Source organism: Aeromonas sp. QDB62 (assembly GCF_027705695.1).
Taxonomy (GTDB): Bacteria; Pseudomonadota; Gammaproteobacteria; order Enterobacterales; family Aeromonadaceae; genus Aeromonas; species Aeromonas allosaccharophila.
The window spans coordinates 1-18,092 of sequence record NZ_JAPDCD010000040.1 but is presented as its reverse complement, the minus strand read 5'-3'; the positions used below and the strand labels follow the sequence as shown (position 1 = coordinate 18,092).

At 58.1% G+C, this 18,092-nt stretch carries 15 protein-coding genes; all 15 read right to left on the bottom strand.

The window, feature by feature from the left end; genetic code table 11:
- Nucleotides 1–319: 319 nt before the first annotated feature.
- On the bottom strand, nt 320–544 hold the full coding sequence (locus OKC27_RS17790; protein WP_005344872.1) for a zinc ribbon domain-containing protein: 225 nt from the start codon (nt 542–544) through the stop codon (nt 320–322).
- A gap of 124 nt (nt 545–668) precedes the next feature.
- Nucleotides 669–2,165 (bottom strand): ribosome biogenesis GTPase Der, encoded by a 1,497-nt coding sequence (gene der / locus OKC27_RS17785; protein WP_042063432.1) that lies wholly within the window; start codon nt 2,163–2,165, stop codon nt 669–671.
- Nucleotides 2,166–2,239: 74 nt separating this feature from the next.
- Nucleotides 2,240–3,424, bottom strand: coding sequence for an outer membrane protein assembly factor BamB (bamB, locus tag OKC27_RS17780; RefSeq protein ID WP_058053749.1), 1,185 nt, complete (start codon nt 3,422–3,424; stop codon nt 2,240–2,242).
- The gene (locus OKC27_RS17775) at nt 3,417–4,067 is read right to left on the bottom strand and encodes a YfgM family protein (RefSeq protein ID WP_182937697.1); all 651 of its coding nucleotides are present in this window, start codon (nt 4,065–4,067) and stop codon (nt 3,417–3,419) included. The genes bamB and OKC27_RS17775 overlap by 8 nt, the downstream gene beginning before the upstream one ends.
- 3 nt (nt 4,068–4,070) lie before the next feature.
- Complete coding sequence (hisS, locus tag OKC27_RS17770; RefSeq protein WP_033136069.1) at nt 4,071–5,348, bottom strand: histidine--tRNA ligase; 1,278 nt, start codon at nt 5,346–5,348, stop codon at nt 4,071–4,073.
- Nucleotides 5,349–5,486: 138 nt separating this feature from the next.
- Nucleotides 5,487–6,602, bottom strand: coding sequence for a flavodoxin-dependent (E)-4-hydroxy-3-methylbut-2-enyl-diphosphate synthase (gene ispG, locus OKC27_RS17765; RefSeq protein WP_182937698.1), 1,116 nt, complete (start codon nt 6,600–6,602; stop codon nt 5,487–5,489).
- Nucleotides 6,603–6,612: 10 nt separating this feature from the next.
- Nucleotides 6,613–7,581 (bottom strand): cytoskeleton protein RodZ, encoded by a 969-nt coding sequence (rodZ, locus tag OKC27_RS17760; protein ID WP_182937699.1) that lies wholly within the window; start codon nt 7,579–7,581, stop codon nt 6,613–6,615.
- A complete protein-coding gene (tapF, locus tag OKC27_RS17755) occupies nt 7,571–8,362 on the bottom strand; it encodes a PilW family type IVa pilus biogenesis/stability lipoprotein TapF (RefSeq protein WP_111808391.1) in 792 nt (263 codons plus the stop codon). The genes rodZ and tapF overlap by 11 nt, the downstream gene beginning before the upstream one ends.
- Nucleotides 8,363–8,373: 11 nt before the next feature.
- Entirely contained in the window at nt 8,374–9,477 is a 1,104-nt protein-coding gene (locus tag OKC27_RS17750) for a bifunctional tRNA (adenosine(37)-C2)-methyltransferase TrmG/ribosomal RNA large subunit methyltransferase RlmN (RefSeq protein ID WP_033136073.1), read from the bottom strand.
- Nucleotides 9,478–9,644: 167 nt separating this feature from the next.
- Nucleotides 9,645–10,073: a nucleoside-diphosphate kinase gene (ndk, locus tag OKC27_RS17745; RefSeq protein ID WP_033136074.1), complete on the bottom strand. Its 429-nt coding sequence runs from the start codon at nt 10,071–10,073 to the stop codon at nt 9,645–9,647.
- 268 nt (nt 10,074–10,341) lie between these two features.
- Nucleotides 10,342–11,625, bottom strand: a complete 1,284-nt coding sequence (pepB, locus tag OKC27_RS17740; RefSeq protein ID WP_270806529.1) for an aminopeptidase PepB — start codon at nt 11,623–11,625, stop codon at nt 10,342–10,344.
- Nucleotides 11,622–12,926, bottom strand: coding sequence for an aminopeptidase PepB (gene pepB, locus OKC27_RS17735; protein WP_182937701.1), 1,305 nt, complete (start codon nt 12,924–12,926; stop codon nt 11,622–11,624). Before pepB (OKC27_RS17735) ends, pepB (OKC27_RS17740) begins: the two co-directional genes overlap by 4 nt.
- A gap of 72 nt (nt 12,927–12,998) precedes the next feature.
- Nucleotides 12,999–14,303: an ISL3-like element ISSm4 family transposase gene (locus tag OKC27_RS17730; protein ID WP_076611309.1), complete on the bottom strand. Its 1,305-nt coding sequence runs from the start codon at nt 14,301–14,303 to the stop codon at nt 12,999–13,001.
- Nucleotides 14,296–17,544, bottom strand: coding sequence for a type I restriction endonuclease subunit R (locus tag OKC27_RS17725; RefSeq protein ID WP_100229851.1), 3,249 nt, complete (start codon nt 17,542–17,544; stop codon nt 14,296–14,298). The genes OKC27_RS17730 and OKC27_RS17725 overlap by 8 nt, the downstream gene beginning before the upstream one ends.
- Nucleotides 17,541–18,005, bottom strand: coding sequence for a restriction endonuclease subunit S (locus OKC27_RS17720; protein WP_270806528.1), 465 nt, complete (start codon nt 18,003–18,005; stop codon nt 17,541–17,543). The genes OKC27_RS17725 and OKC27_RS17720 overlap by 4 nt, the downstream gene beginning before the upstream one ends.
- Between the last annotated feature and the right edge of the window lie 87 nt (nt 18,006–18,092).

The window sequence follows — 18,092 nt, the reverse complement described above, 5'->3', positions numbered from 1 at the left end:
ATCGGAGCCTATCCGAAATCGCATTGTTTTCATTATGTTGAGAGATTAAATAACAGCAATTTCGGATGGGCTCCATCAATGACCCAAGGCCGGGACGGCCACCCAGTTGGGAGGAGACCAAGATGCAAAAACGTAGAAAAATCAGTCTGGTCAGAAAAGCGAAGTGCAGCTGGAGCCCCAGACGCAAACTCAAGCTTAATGACATCAAGCGCAACTTGTGGCGCAGAAATCGATCCTATACCCTGCTTATTGCAGAGCACACAGCATAAACCCGGCATTCGCCGGGTTTTTTTATCTTCTTTCTCACCTGACTACCGTCTTACACCAGCGCCGCCTTGAACTGCACCGTCCGCTTGGAGATCAGCGAGTTGCAGTGGTTGCAGAAGTAATCCACCGCACCACACGCCTTGAGACGCTCCAGCTCCTGCTGGCAGGTGGGACAGATGGCAGTGACACGAACAGGGGCCTGGCACTGACCACAGGTCTGTTCCTTGCTGCGGGTATCCAGTTCAGCCTGGCATGATGGGCAAAGCAGCGCTTCCATTGTCGACTCCTCATAAAGTGAACCTGCGATGGGCTTGCCCATGGCGGGTTCCCCTCCCCGCCGGACATCACGCCACTGCAGGGGGAATAACAAAGCGGCTGCCGGTGAGGGCAGCCGCAAGGACTTATTTCTTCTTCATTTTCAGCAGGCGTTTGCGCTGACGTTCCTGACTCAGGGTCATGGTGTTCTTCTTGCCTTCAAACGGGTTGACCGACTCCTGGAACTCGACCCGGATCGGCGAGCCCATGATCTTGAGGGACTTGCGGAAGTAGTTCATCAGGTAACGCTTGTAGGAATCCGGCAAATCGTTCAGCTGGTTGCCGTGGATCACGATGCGCGGCGGGTTGTAGCCACCGGCGTGCGCATACTTGAGCTTGACGCGGCGACCGTTGACCATCGGCGGTTGGTGATCTTCCTGCGCCATCTGCATGATGCGGGTCAGCATCGCTGTGCTGGTACGACGGGTGGCGGACTGATAAGCCTCCTGAATGGATTCAAACAGGTGGCCAACACCGCTGCCGTGCAGGGCGGAGATGAAGTGGACGCGGGCGAAGTCGATGAAGCCCAAGCGACGATCCAGCTCGTTCTTCACATCCTCTTTCACCTTCTGATCCAGACCATCCCACTTGTTCACCACCAGCACCACGGAGCGGCCGGAGTGGAGCACGAAACCGAGGATGCTCAAATCCTGATCGGTGATGGTCTCCTGGGCGTCGATCACAAGCAGGCAGACGTTGGCATCTTCGATGGCTTTCAGGGTTTTGATGACGGAGAACTTCTCCACCGTCTCGTGTACCTTGCCACGACGACGCACACCGGCGGTGTCGATAATGACGTACTTCTGCTCGTCACGCTCCATCGGAATGTAGACGGAGTCGCGGGTGGTGCCGGGCATGTCATAGACGATGACCCGATCTTCACCCAGCATGCGGTTGGTCAGGGTCGATTTACCGACGTTGGGACGACCGACGATGGCAAACTTGATGGGCAGGTCGGCAAACGGGGTCTCTTTGGTATCTTCCCGGGTGTCCAGATCACCGGCAGCTACCATGCGCAGCAGGGCTTCTTCGTCGAAGTCCTCCTCTTCCTCATCCTGCGCATCTTCATCGGTAGCGGCTTCGACCAGGGTCTCCAGATGGGGAGCCAGGGCCAGTTCCAGCAGGCTCAGCACGCCACGACCGTGGGCGGCCGCGATCTGGTAGACCTCGCCCAGCGCCAGACCGTAAAACTCGGAAACCGCGGAATCACCATCGATGCCATCGGTCTTGTTGGCCACCAGAAATACCTTCTTGTGGGCCTTGCGCAGGTGTTCGGCGATGGCTTGATCCGCCGCGGTCAGACCGGCACGGGCATCCACCATGAACAGCACGACATCCGCTTCTTCGATGGCCAGCAGGGATTGCTCGGCCATCTTCAGCTCGATCCCCTCTTCGGTGCCATCGATACCGCCGGTATCGACCACGATAAATTCCAGCTCGCCCAACTTCGCCTGACCGTATTTACGGTCCCGGGTCAGACCGGGAAAATCGGCAACCAGGGCATCCCGAGTACGGGTCAAGCGGTTAAACAGGGTGGATTTCCCCACGTTGGGGCGGCCCACCAGGGCTACTACAGGAGTCATAAAAGCCTCATTCTCAAGACGACAAAGGCTCCGGGTCCGAAGACCAGGAGCCGGATATTCACATTATCGGACGATCAAGGACGCTTGAGGGCGTACAACTTGCCGTCACGGCTCTGCACATACAGGGTCTCGCCATCCACCAGCGGGGCGGCGTAGAGGCCACTGCTATCGAGCTGCTGCATCGCCTTGATGGTACCGTCGGTACGATCAAGCCAATACAGGTATCCTTCCACATCACCCACCACCACATAGTCACCGAAGATGACAGGTGCAGTGACGGTACGATTCTCCAGCTGGGTGTTGGACCACAGCTCCAGACCATTGCGACGATCGACCGCAAACAGATGGCTGCGGCTGTCGGTCAGCACGATGGCATTACCAGTCATCGCCAGGTCGCGATAGCCGGAATACTTGCGCTTCCACACTTCGTCGCCGGTCATCAGTTTGCGAGCCATCAGCTGACCGTTGTAGGCGATGGCATAGAGCTCATCACCGGCGATCAGCGGGCTGGCATCGACGTCGACCATACGGTCCAGTTCGGTAGCACCGCGGGCATCAGCCACCTTGGACTGACGCACCGGCTGGCCATTGCTCAGCAGGGCAATGCCCACCTTGCCATCGGCACGCCCGTAAATCACGGCGCCGTTGGTGATCACCGGCGCACCGGCACTGCGCAGGGTCAGCGGCGGCTGCTCTTCGGAGAGCGACCACTGCAGCTTGCCTTCGTCAGTATCGAGCGCGATCAGGCGACCGGAGGTGGTCAGCACCACCACGCGGCCATCTTCCACCGCGGGGCTCGCCACCACTTCGCCGGGCACATTGGTCTGCCATAGCACTTCACCGTTCTCTTCGTTCAGGGCATAGACCACCCCGTTCTCGGAGCCGAGGAACAGCTTGCCGTAACGGGAGACCAGGCCACCGGAGAGGCGGGCGCTGCGCTTGTCGGCATTGACCGGCAGGTCAGCCAGATCGACGGTCCAGAGGCGATCGCCGCTGGCCCGATCGAACGCGGTGACATCACCATCACGGGCGGCCGCATAGATGCGATCCTCTTCCACCACCGGCTTGAGCTGGGAGTAGAAGTCACCGATGCCATCACCTACGGTAGATGACCATGCGGTGTCGGCAGTGAAGGCAGATTCAACCACGGGCAGCGGCGCCATCGGGTTGAGATCCTCTTCCGAACTGAACAGGGAGCAACCCTGCAGAGCGAAGGAGACCGCAGCCCCCAGCGCTACCATCTTGAATAGATTACGCATCCGGTGCCTCACCAGTCGCAACGGCCGGCAGGGCCAGATCGTCCATTTTCAGCTTGAGCTCGGCGCTACCCTGCAGGCCGCCGGCATCGGCCGCCGCCTGATAGGCATCACGAGCCTCTTCGGTCTTGCCCTGCTTTTGCAGCACATCGCCACGGGCTTCGGCTACCTGCGCCTTGAAGGCGTCATTCTGGATGGTCGCCAGCTTGGCCAGCGCTTCGTCCGCCTTGCCCTGATCATTCAGCACACGAGCCAGACGCAGGGCCGCGATGGGGCGAATACTCTCGTCGCCGGTGGTCGCCACCAGATTCAGCTGTTCGGCAGCCAGATCCAGCTTGCCCGCCTTGACGGCAGCGGCAGCCAGTTGCAGGGCGGCCAGCTCGGCGTAGGAGTCGCCCTTGTTGGCGGTGACAAACTGCTGCGCCTGCTCGAAACCGGCGGCATCGCCCTTGGCCAGCTGTTCAATCACCTGATTGTAAGCCTGGGAGGAGGCCTCCATGGTCTCTTGCTGGTGCTGGTTGTAATAGCGCCAGCCGAACAGGCCGACCAGACCGATCACGGTCCCGGCAATCACCGAGGTTCCGTTCTCTTTCCACCACTCCTTGATAACCTCAACCTGTTGTTCTTCGGTGGTATAGACTTCCACAGCTTACTCTCCTTTGGCTGCCAGCAGGGCAATGGCGGCGTCAACCTTGACGGTCTGTTGCTCGGCCTGACCACGCAGATATTTGATAGTGATCTCCCCGTTTTGCACCTCGGTTTCACCAAGGATCAGGGCGATTGCCGCGCCGCTCTTGTCGGCACGCTTGAGTTGTTTCTTGAAGTTGCCACCACCGCAGTGGCTCATCAGGCGCAAGTCCGGCAGGGCATCGCGCAGACGCTCGGCCAACTGGAAGCCAGCCTGCTCGGTCCCCTCACCCACCATCGCCAGATAGACATCCACCGCCGGGCGGATATCGGCGTTGAGCTCGAGGGTCTCCAGCATCAGCACCAGACGCTCCATGCCCATGGCGAAGCCCACGGCCGGGGTCGGTTGACCACCGAGCTGCTCCACCAGACCATCGTAGCGGCCACCGGCACAGACGGTGCCCTGGGCACCCAGACTGCTGGTGACCCACTCGAACACGGTCAGGTTGTAGTAGTCAAGGCCACGCACCAGACGCTCGTTCACTTCGTATTTGATACCGGCAGACTCGAGCAGGCGCTTGAGCCCCTCGAAGTGGGCCAGGCTCTCTTCGCCCAGATGGTCGAACAGGCGCGGAGCACCCACCAGAATGGCCTGTACTTTTTCATCCTTGGAGTCGAGCACCCGCAGCGGGTTGCTGTACATGCGGCGCTGGCTCTCTTCGTCCAGCTGATCCTTGTACTGCTCCAGATAGGCCACCAGCGCATCGCGGTAAGCGGCGCGCTCGGCGCTCTGGCCCAGGGTGTTGAGCTGCAGAGTGACATGCTCGCTGATGCCAAACAGACGCCACAGGCGGTGGGTCAGCATGATCAATTCTGCGTCAATATCCGGCCCGTTGATGCCAAACAGCTCGACACCGAACTGGTGGAACTGGCGATAACGGCCCTTCTGGGGACGCTCGTGACGGAACATGGGGCCCATGTACCACATCCGGCGTTCCTGGTTGTAGAGCAGACCGTGTTCGATACCGGCACGGACGCAGCTGGCGGTTCCTTCCGGACGCAGGCTCAGGCTGTCGCCGTTGCGGTCTTCAAAGGTGTACATCTCTTTTTCGACCACGTCGGTCACTTCACCGATGGCGCGCTTGAACAGATGAGTCTGCTCGACAATCGGCATGCGCACTTCGCTGTAGCCATAGCTGGCAACGACTTGGCGCAGGATCTGTTCAACCTTCTGCCATACCGGGCTCTGCTCCGGCAGGCAATCATTCATACCGCGAATAGCTTGGATCTGTTTTGCCACGTTGATACTCGAGAAAAAGAGGTAAAATTTGGCCGCATTATAGGGATTTTCCCCCCCAAGGTAAAATCAGGGAATCCGGATGCGGGATTTAAAATCAGTCACCTGGAAAAAGGACCACCCGATGTGGCCCCGATTTGCTCAATCCTTGTCCACCAGGATCCGGTTGGCGGGATCCATCATGGCGGCCCGGGCGCGAATACGTCGCTCCAGCACCGGAATGAGATCCTTGTTGTCGAGCCGATCGACCCGCTGGCCCCCTTCATAGAAGGCACTCTTGTTGGCGGCACCCGCCAGACCAAGATCAGAGACCAGCGCTTCGCCCGGGCCATTCACCACGCAACCTATGATAGAGACATCCATCGGGGTGATGATGTCCTCGAGCCGCTCTTCCAGCGCGTTGACGGTGGCGATCACATCGAACTCCTGCCGTGAGCAGGAGGGACAGGCGATAAAGTTGATGCCACGGGAGCGAATGCGCAGGGATTTGAGGATATCGAAACCGACCTTCACCTCCTCCACCGGATCCGCCGCCAGCGAGATACGCAGGGTATCGCCGATGCCGTCGGTAAGCAGCATGCCCAGACCAATGGCTGACTTCACCGCGCCGGCACGGAAACCGCCCGCTTCGGTGATGCCCAGATGGAGCGGCTGCTCAATCTGTTTGGCCAGCAGGCGATAGGCACCGACCGCCAGGAACACATCGGAAGCCTTGACGCTCACCTTGAAATCCTGGAAGTCGAGGCGATCGAGATAGTCCACGTGACGCATGGCGGACTCCACCAGCGCTTCGGGGGTCGGCTCGCCGTACTTCTCCTGAATATCTTTCTCCAGCGACCCGCCATTGACCCCGATACGGATCGGGATATTGAGGTCGCGCGCGCAATCGACCACCGAACGCACCCGCTGCTCGTTGCCGATGTTGCCCGGGTTGATACGCAGGCAGTCGGCACCGTACTCGGCCACTTTCAGGGCGATGCGGTAGTCGAAGTGAATATCGGCGACGATGGGAATGCGGGTCTGCTGTTTGATGAGCCGGAACGCTTCCGCCGCTTCCATGGTGGGCACGGAGACACGGACGATATCGGCGCCGACCCGCTCGATCCGCTGGATCTGCTCGACGGTGGCGGTAACATCTGTGGTCTTGGTGTTGGTCATGGTCTGCACGGTAATGGGGGCATCGCCCCCAACCGGTACATTACCAACCATGATCTGTCTGGATTTACGACGAATGATGGGAGATTCGTGAGAAGACATGAGAAACAGGTTACTCCTGCGGCAGTGAGAAGCGGGCAGTACGACCGTTGTTGTAACGGCTCATATCAAACGACTGCCCCTTGTAGTCAAGCTTGACGGCCATCGGCGCGCCAATGATGAACTTCAGGGGCTCGGCGCCTTCCAGCACCAGCTCGTCGTTGGCCTTCTTCAGACCACTGAACAGGGTCTTGCCGTTGGCATCCTTCACATCCAGCCAGCAATCGGCGGTGAAGCTCATCTTCAGTTGCGGTGCCGTCGCAGGATCAACGACAGCCTCATTAGATTCGGTGCCATTGGCGCCGGATACTGCAACATCGGTCACTGTGCCGACATCAGCGTTGACATCGGTCGGGGCCACGGCCGCAGAGGCCGGTGCCAGTGTGGCGCTCGCCTCGGAAACCACCGCAGGGGCAGTCACGTCCGTGGCGGCAGGTGCGACAGTCGCCCCTTCCACCGCATCGGTATTGATCGCATCGGGCGGCGTGATAGCGGGTTCAGCCGGGGTCGAGCTGGTCGCACTCATCTCGGTGGCAGCCAGGGCTTCATCACCGGCAGAGCGACGGGCGGTACTCTGCCACCACCAGGCGACCGAGAGCGCAATCAACACCAGGATCACCAGCCAGGTCACCACCTTGAGCCGACTGTCGTTGGCTTGCTGGCGGGAGCGACGGGAGAAGCTCTGCATGTCGATATTGTCGGGAGGGGTCAGACCCAGCTTGTCATAAGCGGCCAGAATGGTCTCTTCGGGGATCCCGACCAGCTTGGCATAGGTACGCAGATAGCCCCGGATAAAGGTATGGGACGTGTGCTTGTCGTAGGTATCCGATTCGATAGCGGCGATCAGGGTCAGACGAAGGTGAATGCGGGACGCAACCTGTTCTCGTGTCCAGCCAAGCTGTTCACGGGCGTTGCGCAGCAATTGGCCTGGGCCTGCTGCCTGGGAGTCGTCTTGGAAATCGTGTGGCTGTTCAATAGTCATTGGCTAAATAACGCTTGGCTTGTTGCGAAGTGGGATATTGCCTTACCAGCTCAGTCCCGAATTGGTGAAGTAATGCCGGCTTGTCCATCGCCTGTGCCAGCCGCAGTCTCAACCAGAGACTCTCCTCATTCTCGTCTGACACATCGGCAAAACGGGCGAGGTAGGACTGCACATCAGGCAGCTTGCCATCTTTCATGGAAAGCTCGGCCAAGTCCAGCAATAACCCTGGATTGCGGGGATTATACCCCAAGGCCAGGCGATAGTACTCGCCTGCTTTATCATTTCTGCGATTTTGCAGCGCACAAAGTGCCGCATTTTCATAGGTATCGGCAATTTTTACATAGCCTGGCTGAATAACCGCCTGGTTGAACGCCTGATCTGCCTCGTCATAACGGCCGCGATCACAGAGGAAGGCACCATAGTTGTTCATTGCGTCAGCATTGGACGGATCCATGGCAAGGGCGTTCTTGTAATGGGTCTCGGCTGCCTTGAAATCCCCTACCTTCTGGTAAAAGTAGGCAAAACCGATCTGCACCTGAGGATTGGAGGGGTCATATTGGAGGGCGCGGTCAAGATTGAACTTGGCCTGCTCGGCATTGCCCTGACGCAGGTACTGAATACCCAGGTCGAGACGGGTCTGGGCAGCCGCCTTAAGGTCGGGGCCCACTTCACGCTGGGTCGAATTCTGGCCAGCGTAAGTGGTCTCGGTCACACAGCCAGGCAGCGCGCAGAGCGCTGCCACTACGATCAATGTACGTGTATCCATTCCCTGTCTATACAATGGCTTAGCATTTAAACCATTTTGACGGAAATCCCATCCTGTTGCATCCGATTTTTGATAGTTCGCTTGGTACGGTCAATTACGTCACCCACCAGCTGACCACAGGCGGCGTCGATGTCATCGCCACGGGTCTTGCGGACGATCACGGTGAAACCGTACTCCATCAGCACCTTGGAGAAGCGATCGATGCGGCTGTTGCTCGGCTTGCCGTAAGGGTTGCCCGGGAAGGGGTTGAACGGGATCAGGTTGATCTTGCTCGGGGTGTCCTTGAGTACCTTGGCCAGCTCGTGAGCATGCTGCATATCGTCATTGATATGATCGAGCAGCACATACTCGACGGTCACTCGACCACCGTTGGCGTTTGACTTCTCGAGGTAACGACGGACACCGGCGAGGAACTCCTCGATGTTGTACTTGTCGTTGATCGGCATGATCTCGGAACGCAGCTTGTCGTTCGGGGCATGCAGGGAGATAGCCAGCGCCACGTCGATTTGGTCGCCCAGCTTGTCCAGCGCCGGTACCACACCAGAAGTGGAGATGGTCACCCGGCGCTTGGAGATGCCAAAACCGTAGTCATCCATCATCAGACGCATGGCGGGCACCACGTTGGCCAGGTTGAGCAGCGGCTCGCCCATCCCCATCATCACCACGTTGGTGATGGGGCGCTTGCCACCGACCACGCGGGCAGCACGCCACACCTGACCGATGATCTCGGAGACTTTCAGGTTGCGGTTAAAGCCCTGCTGGGCGGTAGAGCAGAATTTGCACTCCAGCGCACAGCCGACTTGAGAGGAGACGCAAAGGGTCGCACGGTCATCTTCCGGGATATAGACGGTCTCGACTTCCTGATCACCCACCTGCAGGGCCCACTTGATGGTGCCATCGGCAGAGCGCTGCTCGCGGCTGATCTCGGGCGCCTTGATCTCGGCGATCGCCTTGAGGCGCTCTTTGAGCACCTTGTTGACGTTGGTCATCTGATCGAAATCATCACACCCAAAGTGATAGATCCACTTCATTACCTGATCTGCCCGGAATGGCTTCTCGCCCAGTTCGACGAAAAAGGCACGCATGGCATCCCGATCAAGATCCAGCAGGTTGATTTTTGTTTCGCTCATCAATGGCCTCAGTTCAAACACTTCATCAATTATTGGCTGACGACGTCAGGGGGCGGCATTGTACAAATAATGGGTCTGGCTTTCCACCTGGAGAATAGAGGGATATTGCGTAAACGGCGAAAACAACAAAGGGAGCCGAAGCTCCCTTGCAGGTATCAGTCGCGAGATTAGTCGCGGGAGCAGAGCTCGTTTTCGCTGAAGAAGTAAGCGATTTCACGCTGGGCAGAAGCAAAGCTGTCGGCACCATGCACCGCGTTGCGGTCGATGCTCTCGCCGAAGCAGGCACGCAGGGTACCGGCCAGGGCTTGCTCGGGATTGGTCAGCCCCATCAGATCACGGTAACGCTGAACGGCATTTTCCCCTTCCAGCACCTGCACCATGACCGGACCGGAGGTCATAAAGGTCACCAGTGCATCATAGAAAGGACGGCCTTGATGTTCGGCGTAGAAGCCGGCGGCCTGTTCGCTGGTCAGACGCAGCATTTTGGCGGCAACGATGGTCAGGCCAGCGCTTTCCATGCGGTGGTAGATCTCGCCGATCAGATTCTTGCTGACAGCATCCGGTTTGACGATAGAGAAGGTACGTTCGATGGCCATTGATATCTTTCCTTAACTACAGAGATTTATTGTTAGAATCCATGTTCGCTGGCGATTATACGTAAACAAAAACCGGAAAAACACACAAACAAGCAACTTTTTATTAAACATCACTCCCTTGCAATCAACATCCACGCTCATCTTGACCGAGCAGAGCCGGAAAATATGTGCGCTTGCGCACGATAGTGACCTTAAGCCGCCAAAAAACTATCTTTTGCTCACTATTCGAACAGCATGAAAGAAGGCACCCGAAGGTGCCTTGTCTCGTCTATTTGGCTTCCGCCAGCAGGGCCCGCGCAATGGTGCGCATCCCCAAAGTATTGGCCCCCGGCGCCCAGAGAGCATCGCCATTGTCACTGAAGCAGGCCGCCAGATCGATATGCAGCCACCCCATCCCTTCGTTGGCAACGAAACGGGAGAGGAAGCCCGCCGCGTTGGAAGCGCCACCCGGCCCGCCACCCTTCACCGGACGGCTGTTGGCCGTGTCGGCGTAATGGGAGGGGCACTGCTGGCGGTGCCAGGGCTCCAGCGGCAGCGGCCAGGCCGGCTCCTGCTCTGCATCGGCATAGGTCATGGCCCGGCTCACCAATCCCTTGTCGAGGCCAAACAGGGCATTGTAGCGCCCCCCCAGCGCCATCACGGCAGCGCCGGTCAGGGTGGCGGCATCGATGATCAGCGGCGCGCCGGACTCGCTCGCCAGTTGCAGGCCATCGGCCAGCACCAGCCGCCCTTCGGCGTCGGTATTCACAATCTCGACCGTGGTGCCGTTCTTGTAAGTGAGGATATCCCCCAGCTTGTAGGCGTGACCGGAGACCAGGTTCTCGGCGCAGCAGAGGATCAACTTCACCCGCTTGTCGAGCCCGCGCAGCATGGCCAGCGCCAGCGCACCGGTCACAATCGCCGCACCCCCCATGTCGCACTTCATGGTGAGCATCCCCTCGGAGCTCTTCATGGAGTAGCCGCCGGAGTCAAAGGTGATCCCCTTGCCCACCAGCGCCGCTGCCACCGGCGCCTTGGGATCGCGCCCCGGGTTGAAGTCGAGCTCCAGCAATACCGGTTCGCGCGCACTGCCGCGGCCCACCTGATAGAGGCCAACCCAACCGGCCTGTTGCAGCGCTTCGCCTTTCAAAATGCGATGGCTCCCCTTGTCCGGCGCCAGCTCGGTAATAAAGGATGCGGCTTCCACTGCCAGCTCCAGCGGGCCCAGCAGCTCCGGGGTGGCATTGGTCATCTCGCGCACCCAGCGGCCACAGAGCCAACGCGCCTCCAGCTCCTCTCTGTCCTCTTCCGAGGACATGGCCCACTGCAGTTGCACCTCCGCCTTGGGGGTTTGCAGACCCTGGGCAAAGGCCCACTGCTGCTCGCGCTCCCAGTGGCCAGCCAGCGTCACTTTCTGGATCCCCTGCAGGCAGAGCCGGCGCGCCGCCTGCTGGATATCGAGTAGCGGATTGGCCGTCACCAGATGGATCACCATGCCGTCGGCGCGGTGAGAGAGCAGCGCCCCCTCCCCCCACTCGGCCGGTGCAAATTCACGACTTAACCAGACATTCATGCGGTTACCTCCTGCAGCCAGCGTGCGATGGTGCGCAGACCGTGACCCTTGGCGCCAGTTGCCCAGAGATCGTTGCCCGATTTTTGATAAGAAGCAGCCAGATCCAGGTGTACCCAGCCTTTGCCCTCATCGCGCACGAAGCGGGAGAGGAACGCAGCAGCCGTGGTGGCACCGGCCGTGCCCTCTGCTGAAGCAACATTGCCCAGATCGGCAAAAGCCGAGGTGAGCTGGCTGGCATGCCAGGGCTCCAGCGGCAGTGCCCATGCCAGCTCATTTTCAACCTTGGCGGCGGCCAGCGCGCGCTGCTGTTCGGTCTCATCGAGGGAAAACACCGCATTGTAATCGCGGCCCAGCGCCATCTTGGCGGCGCCGGTCAGGGTGGCAGCGTCAAGGATATAAGTCGCGCCACTGTCGGAGGCTGCCATCAGGCCATCGGCCAGCACCAGACGACCTTCCGCATCGGTGTTCTGGATCTCGACCGAAACCCCATTCTTGTAGGTGAGGATGTCGCCCAGCTTGAAGGCGTGGCCGGAGACCAGGTTCTCGGCGCAGCAGAGAATGAGCTTCACCCGCTGGTTCAAACCACGGCTGATGGCCAGCGCCAGCGCGCCGGTGACCATGGCTGCACCGCCCATGTCGGACTTCATCGGCAGCATGTTGTCAGAGGACTTCATGGAGTAGCCACCGGAATCAAAAGTGATCCCCTTGCCCACCAGCGCCGCCACCACGGGCGCATGGCGATCACCGGTCGGGTTGTAGTCAAGCTCCAGCAGCACCGGCTCGCGCTCGCTGCCACGGCCGACCGACCAGATCCCGATATGGCCGGACTCGCGCAGCGCTTCACCGGCGGTGATGCGGGCAGTAACCTGATCCCCAGCCAGACCACGAATAAGCAACAGGGCCGATTCCGCCAGACTCATGGGGTAGATCTCTTCTGGACAGCCATTGGTGATGTCACGTACCCAGCGGGCCGCCTTGAGCAGCGCATCCAGTTCACGGGCGTCCGCATCGCGCTGCTGGCCGAAATCCAGTTCACGCGCACCCTTCGCGGCGTAGAACCCCTGGGCGAACGCATAGCGACGCTCCAGATCCCACTCCTCACCGGCCAGCGTCACCCGCTTGATCCCGCTCGATTCGAGGCGACGGGCGGCGCGCTGAACGGTGCGCAGAACATCCTTCTCCTGACCGGCTGCACCGAGATGGATCAGTGCCTCGTCGCCATTGAAACTGAGCTGGGCGCCCTCGCCCCAATGGGCGGCCGCAGCCTGGGTGGATAACGCTACCTTCATCATGTCAGCCATCGTGTTTGCTTCCTTTTTACTGGCACTATTTATAAGGGCTATTTGCAATCTATGGTTGGAACACTCTGATTTTCAATCAAAGTCGCCAGCTTCGGCGTTCTCGATCAAGGTTGGAATGTGAGGTCCGTACTCAACCGTTTCAGACACACTCTTGGTTGGAATTGCTGTCACTGAAGGGGCTGTCAGACGTACTCCGCTTCCCACTTTACGGGCGTGTTTTGCATACAGCGTTTTGGCCCGAATGATGTCGTAGCTGTACCCACGCCCCAACCGATTGGAGACCTTGATCAGTCCGTTCAGGCATTCTGTGTAGGCATTTGTTATTCGATTGGGCGAATCCCAATAAGCGAAGATGTCGTCATAGTGGTTATGCACAGTCTTGGCAAGACCATGAAACTTCTCCATTTCCTTCTCAGGCAAACTGTTTTCCCATGCCTCAAAGGCGAGCATTGCAGCCTTTTTGTCCGGTTCGTCGTAAATCTTAAAAAAAGATTCCTTGAAGTCATAGGCCTGAGCCAAGCCGGGAATTGTCTGTCGAACAATCAGCAGCGCTTTCTGCTCTGCGGGGCTAAGGTTGTCTGGCCGCTTCAGTACAAGCCAACGGATCGACTTTTTTACTTGGATGCGTTCATCCTTGGTCAGCGTGGATTGATACTTCTTTCTCTCTTCCTCCAAGGCTTCGGATGCCATTTTCACGACATGAAACTTGTCGATGACCAGCTTTGCATTCGGCAAATATTGGCTGAATGAGCGTTTGAAGGGACGCCACATGTCCGTACAAACCCATTCAACCCGATCCTTGTTCGGCAAGTTTTCGAAGAACGGTTTCAGATGGTCTTGAGTACGAAACTCCAATATTTGAAAGACGTTATTAGTGGCAAGGTTTGTGATGACGCAGCGGTAGGCACCAGCCAAGCTAACCTCGTCAATGCCCATGATGACTGGCGTCTCATAGCGAACGGTGCTTTCCAGCTCTTCAATCAAGTCATGAGCTATGTTCTTGATCGTGTTTACCGCTAGGCCCGTCTGTTCCGCAAGGGCGTGGAAGGTCATGCCAAGGCAGCGCTGGCGAATGGCATCGACCAGACGTTTTGTAGCACGGCGCTTTTCGTCCAGAAATGGCAGTTCCGGCGTGACGGTTTTGCCACATGTGTCGCAGCGGTAACGCGGGCGGCTGATTTCCAATCGAACGGGCTGCATCTGCATTGGCGTGTCAGCAAACACGTTTGCGCGTCGCCCATGCCGATGCAGCGGTTTTGCGCAGTCAGGGCATTGCGGCAAGTCTCCCTCAACGACCTCTGCAATGACAGTGATGCCTTTACTGCCTATGCGCAGGTCGACTGGCTTTACGCCAGGCAAGTTGAGCAGATCAAACATTTAGATCACCCAGGTCAATGTTCTTCTGGTCGCGGATCAGCTCATAAATTACATCAGTTAATCCAGCCATCGCCTGACGATCCGACTTTAGAACCAACGTGGCAAGCTTTTGATGCGAGGTCAGCGCCCGCACAACGCCCTGCTGGACAGCGCCCGGCAGATTGCCTTTCAGCGCCTGATCTCGCGTGTTGTTTTCGATTTGGGCCATCACGACATCATTCTCACGGGCAATCGCAACGATGTGATTAACGAAAGTGGCCTGATCGCGCAACGGTGTGGCATCGCCAAACAGATGATTGAGTTTGTCGATAAGCTCGCGCAGGAAGTGCGGGTTGTCGCCCTTGCCGCCGCCACCGCCAGCGCCGATCGGTTTTAGAACCAGCGGATCGTCACCCTCAGAGGGGTCGTCCTCTTTGCCCTTGATGTCGAAGCCCGTGAGCACCAACCCTTTCAAGTCGACGTTCTCCGGCGTTTCGCCACTCAAGCGTTTTTGCAGCAGCCTGGCGAAGGCCGCGAAGTTCTCCAGCTCCGGGTCACCAAAGTCGATCAACTGGGCCACGTAGGCGTAGGTACGGCAGAAGCGCCCTAAACCGGACTTGAAAGCCATCAGCGTCTTGATCTGGTCGGCATGTTCTTGCCGGTGGTGATCGGCAGACTTCATGCCCGCCTCGTCGCCTTGGGTGTGCGCCTTATCGAAGGTGGCTTCCCAAGTCGCAATCGCTTCACGCAGCATCTTCAAACGCTGATTGAACAATCGCGTCGGTTTCTCGGTCGCAGCATACAGAGCCTTGTGCTGCGGCTCCTGCGCATGGGTGATGTCACGAATGGTCTTGAAACGAGCCTCTTTGAAGCTCTCCAGGTCGCTTGCCTCGTACAACCCTTGGGCGTCGAGTTGTTCCTTGATCTCGTAAACTACATTGAGGTCTTGAACATCATCAATCTGCGCCCCGTCGTCATACATGGCAAAGGCACGGCGGACGTTGGCTGGATCATTCACGAAGTCGATGATAAAGACCTCATCCTTGCCAGGTGCCATTCGGTTGAGGCGGGAGAAGGTCTGGACGATTTCCACATCGTTGGCGATCTTCTTGTCGACGTACATTGCCACCAATTTTGGTTGGTCGAAACCTGTCTGGAACTTGTCGGCTACCAGCATTACCCGGTATTCCGGGCGATCAAAGGCAAAGCGCAAGTCTTGGCCATTCACCTCGGGATTCATGCTGTCCTCGGTGAACTCCTCGCTCTCATCCACCAAGAAAGTGTCACCAACCAGACGGTCGTCGGCGGCGTGTATCACTTGCTTGCCCGTCATCTTTCCGGAGAAGGCAATCAATGAGCGAATGCCAGAATATTCCGAGTGTTTGGCAATGTAGGCGTCAAAGCTCTTCTTGTAGCGGATCGCCGCAGCCCGTGAACTGGTGACAACCATCGCCTTGCCCTTGCCATCGAGCCGGTGCGCCACGTTCTTGCTGAAGTGCTCGATGATGAATTGCACCTTCTGGGTGACATTGGTCGGGTGCAGCGACATCCATTGTGCCAAGGCCCGTTTAGCTGCCTTGCCGCTCACCCGTTTGCTATCCTCGATCTGCTTGGCGAGGTTGAACGCCGTCTTGTAGGGCACGTAGCCCAGCAGCACATCCAGAATGAAGCCTTCCTCAATGGCTTGCCGCATCGGGTAGCGGTGGAATGCGCGGGGAAGATTACTTTTCGAGGCTGGTTGTGTCGGGTCGGTCGGTCGGCCAAAGAGCATCATCGTGGAATGCTTCGGCGTGCCGGTGAAGGCGAAATAGCTGATGTTGTCCGGACGTGCCCGCGATTTTTGAAGCTGCTCAAGCAGCTCTTCCACCGTCAGCGTGCTCATCTTGCCATTGCCGCTCATGGCCAGCGCCGTCTGTAGCTTGGCGGCGGTCGAGCCGGTTTGTGAGTTATGTGCTTCGTCGATGATGACCGCGAAATTTTTACCCTTCAGCGTCTTGTCCGTCACGATGGCTTCCATCGCAAAGGGGAAGGTCTGAATGGTCACGACGATAATGGGCGTGCCCGCCAGCAAGGCATCCGCCAACTGCTGGCTCTTCGACTTCGAGGACTTCTGGCGATCAATCGCAGCGATCACGCCGAACTGATGGTCGAGCTGCTTCACCGCATCCTGAAGCTGCCCATCCAGCACATTGCGATCCGTCACGATGATGACGCTGTTGAAGATCGATTCACCATTGTCACGACGCAATTTCACCAGATCGTGCGCCGTCCATGAAATCGTGCTGGTCTTGCCGGAGCCCGCGCTGTGATCAGCCAGATACGACAAGCCGGGGCCGTTTTTCTTGGCATCGGCGATCATCTCATTGACCGCCGACCATTGGTGGAAGCGCGGGAAGATCAGCGTTTCCTTCTTCGACCAGTTGCCTTTCAGGTCAACCACATCCTTCTTTTCGACATAGACGAAGCTGTGGAAGATGCGCAGCCACGCATCCGGCTGACAGACCTGCTCCCAGAAGTAAGCAACAGGATATTCCTGTGTGCCATCGGGCTTTCTCTCACCCTCGGGGTTGCCTGCGTGGCCTTTGTCTCCCTTGTTGAATGGCAGAAAGAAGGTGTTTTCCCCGTCGAGCTTGGTGGCCATCTGGATGTCGGAGTCAGACATCGCAAAATGCACGACAGCCCCGCGCTTAAACGTCAGCAGCGGTTCCTTGCGTTTGGTCTTGGAGTCGTAGGGCAGCCGGTCGGTGCGGTACTGATCCATCGCCGCTTCTGCCGACTGGGTAAAGTCGGTCTTGAGTTCAACGGTCGCCACCGGAATGCCGTTGATGAACAGCACCAGATCAATCGCCAGCTTGCGTGATGGGTGGTACTGAAGCTGCGGCACCACACGCAGGATATTGGCGGCATAGCGCTTCAGCACGTCGGCGTTACGCATGTCTTCAGGCGCGGCTTCAGAGAGATCAAGATGCCCACACCCAGCAATGGAGAAGCCTTGACGCAGCACTTGAACCGCCCCATGCGTTTCCAGCGCCTTGGTCAGCCGATCCATCAGGGTGTCGAGCGCACGATCACCATTGTCCTTCTTGAGCTTGGCCCACTTCTCGCCTTGGCCGGAGCCTTCCAGCCAAGCAATAAGATCGTCAGCATACAACGCCCGCTCGGTATCGTATTGGGCGGTTTCGCCAACCTTCCAGCCTTGTGCCTCCAACTTGGAAACGATGTAGCTCTCGAAGTGCTTCTCTTGGTGTGCGGTGTCGCTCATGCGGACTCCCGAAGGTCGATTTGGCCGGTGACGGCAGCGGTGATGAAGGCAGCGCGGCGCTCTCTAAGCAGATCGATGCTGCGCTGGGTTTTTTCGGTGAGAAGATCAATTCGCCCGAGGGTTTGTTTCAGAGAGGTCATGATCTCGATCTGCTCATCAACAGGTGGAAACGCAAACCGGTACTCTCTGAACTTTTCGGCGGGTAGATGCGAGATCGTGGATTTCGTTTCGCCCTCTTCGAACACCCCATTCCTTTTTGCCGCGCCAAGAACATAAACATAGAACTCAACACAGTCTTTGTCTGGTGAAAGGCTTCTAAGGCGGTGAAGAGCTTTTTGGTAACCAATAACGTTGTCAGAGCCGCGCCAAACGGCAGAACGACCAATATCACCACCCTCGCACACCAAGAGGTCGCCATTCCTGACGGTGTAACGCTCGTGTTCATTTGGCGCTATATCCATTACAGGGAGTCGCGAATTCAACTCCGAAGTGCAACACCCGCCAAATCAAGCAACCTGTCGTAGTTCATCAAACACGATCTGCGGTTG

Excerpts from the sequence above, each read along its gene's own strand:
- OKC27_RS17790 (WP_005344872.1), bottom strand. The coding sequence starts at position 544 with ATGGAAGCGCTGCTTTGCCCATCATGCCAGGCTGAACTGGATACCCGC.
- OKC27_RS17725 (WP_100229851.1), bottom strand. The coding sequence starts at position 17,544 with ATGAGCGACACCGCACACCAAGAGAAGCACTTCGAGAGCTACATCGTT.
- ndk (WP_033136074.1), bottom strand. The coding sequence starts at position 10,073 with ATGGCCATCGAACGTACCTTCTCTATCGTCAAACCGGATGCTGTCAGC.
- pepB (WP_270806529.1), bottom strand. The coding sequence starts at position 11,625 with ATGAATGTCTGGTTAAGTCGTGAATTTGCACCGGCCGAGTGGGGGGAG.
- OKC27_RS17750 (WP_033136073.1), bottom strand. The coding sequence starts at position 9,477 with ATGAGCGAAACAAAAATCAACCTGCTGGATCTTGATCGGGATGCCATG.
- rodZ (WP_182937699.1), bottom strand. The coding sequence starts at position 7,581 with ATGACTATTGAACAGCCACACGATTTCCAAGACGACTCCCAGGCAGCA.
- OKC27_RS17720 (WP_270806528.1), bottom strand. The coding sequence starts at position 18,005 with ATGGATATAGCGCCAAATGAACACGAGCGTTACACCGTCAGGAATGGC.
- bamB (WP_058053749.1), bottom strand. The coding sequence starts at position 3,424 with ATGCGTAATCTATTCAAGATGGTAGCGCTGGGGGCTGCGGTCTCCTTC.
- ispG (WP_182937698.1), bottom strand. The coding sequence starts at position 6,602 with ATGTCTTCTCACGAATCTCCCATCATTCGTCGTAAATCCAGACAGATC.
- pepB (WP_182937701.1), bottom strand. The coding sequence starts at position 12,926 with ATGGCTGACATGATGAAGGTAGCGTTATCCACCCAGGCTGCGGCCGCC.
- OKC27_RS17730 (WP_076611309.1), bottom strand. The coding sequence starts at position 14,303 with ATGTTTGATCTGCTCAACTTGCCTGGCGTAAAGCCAGTCGACCTGCGC.
- der (WP_042063432.1), bottom strand. The coding sequence starts at position 2,165 with ATGACTCCTGTAGTAGCCCTGGTGGGCCGCCCCAACGTGGGGAAATCC.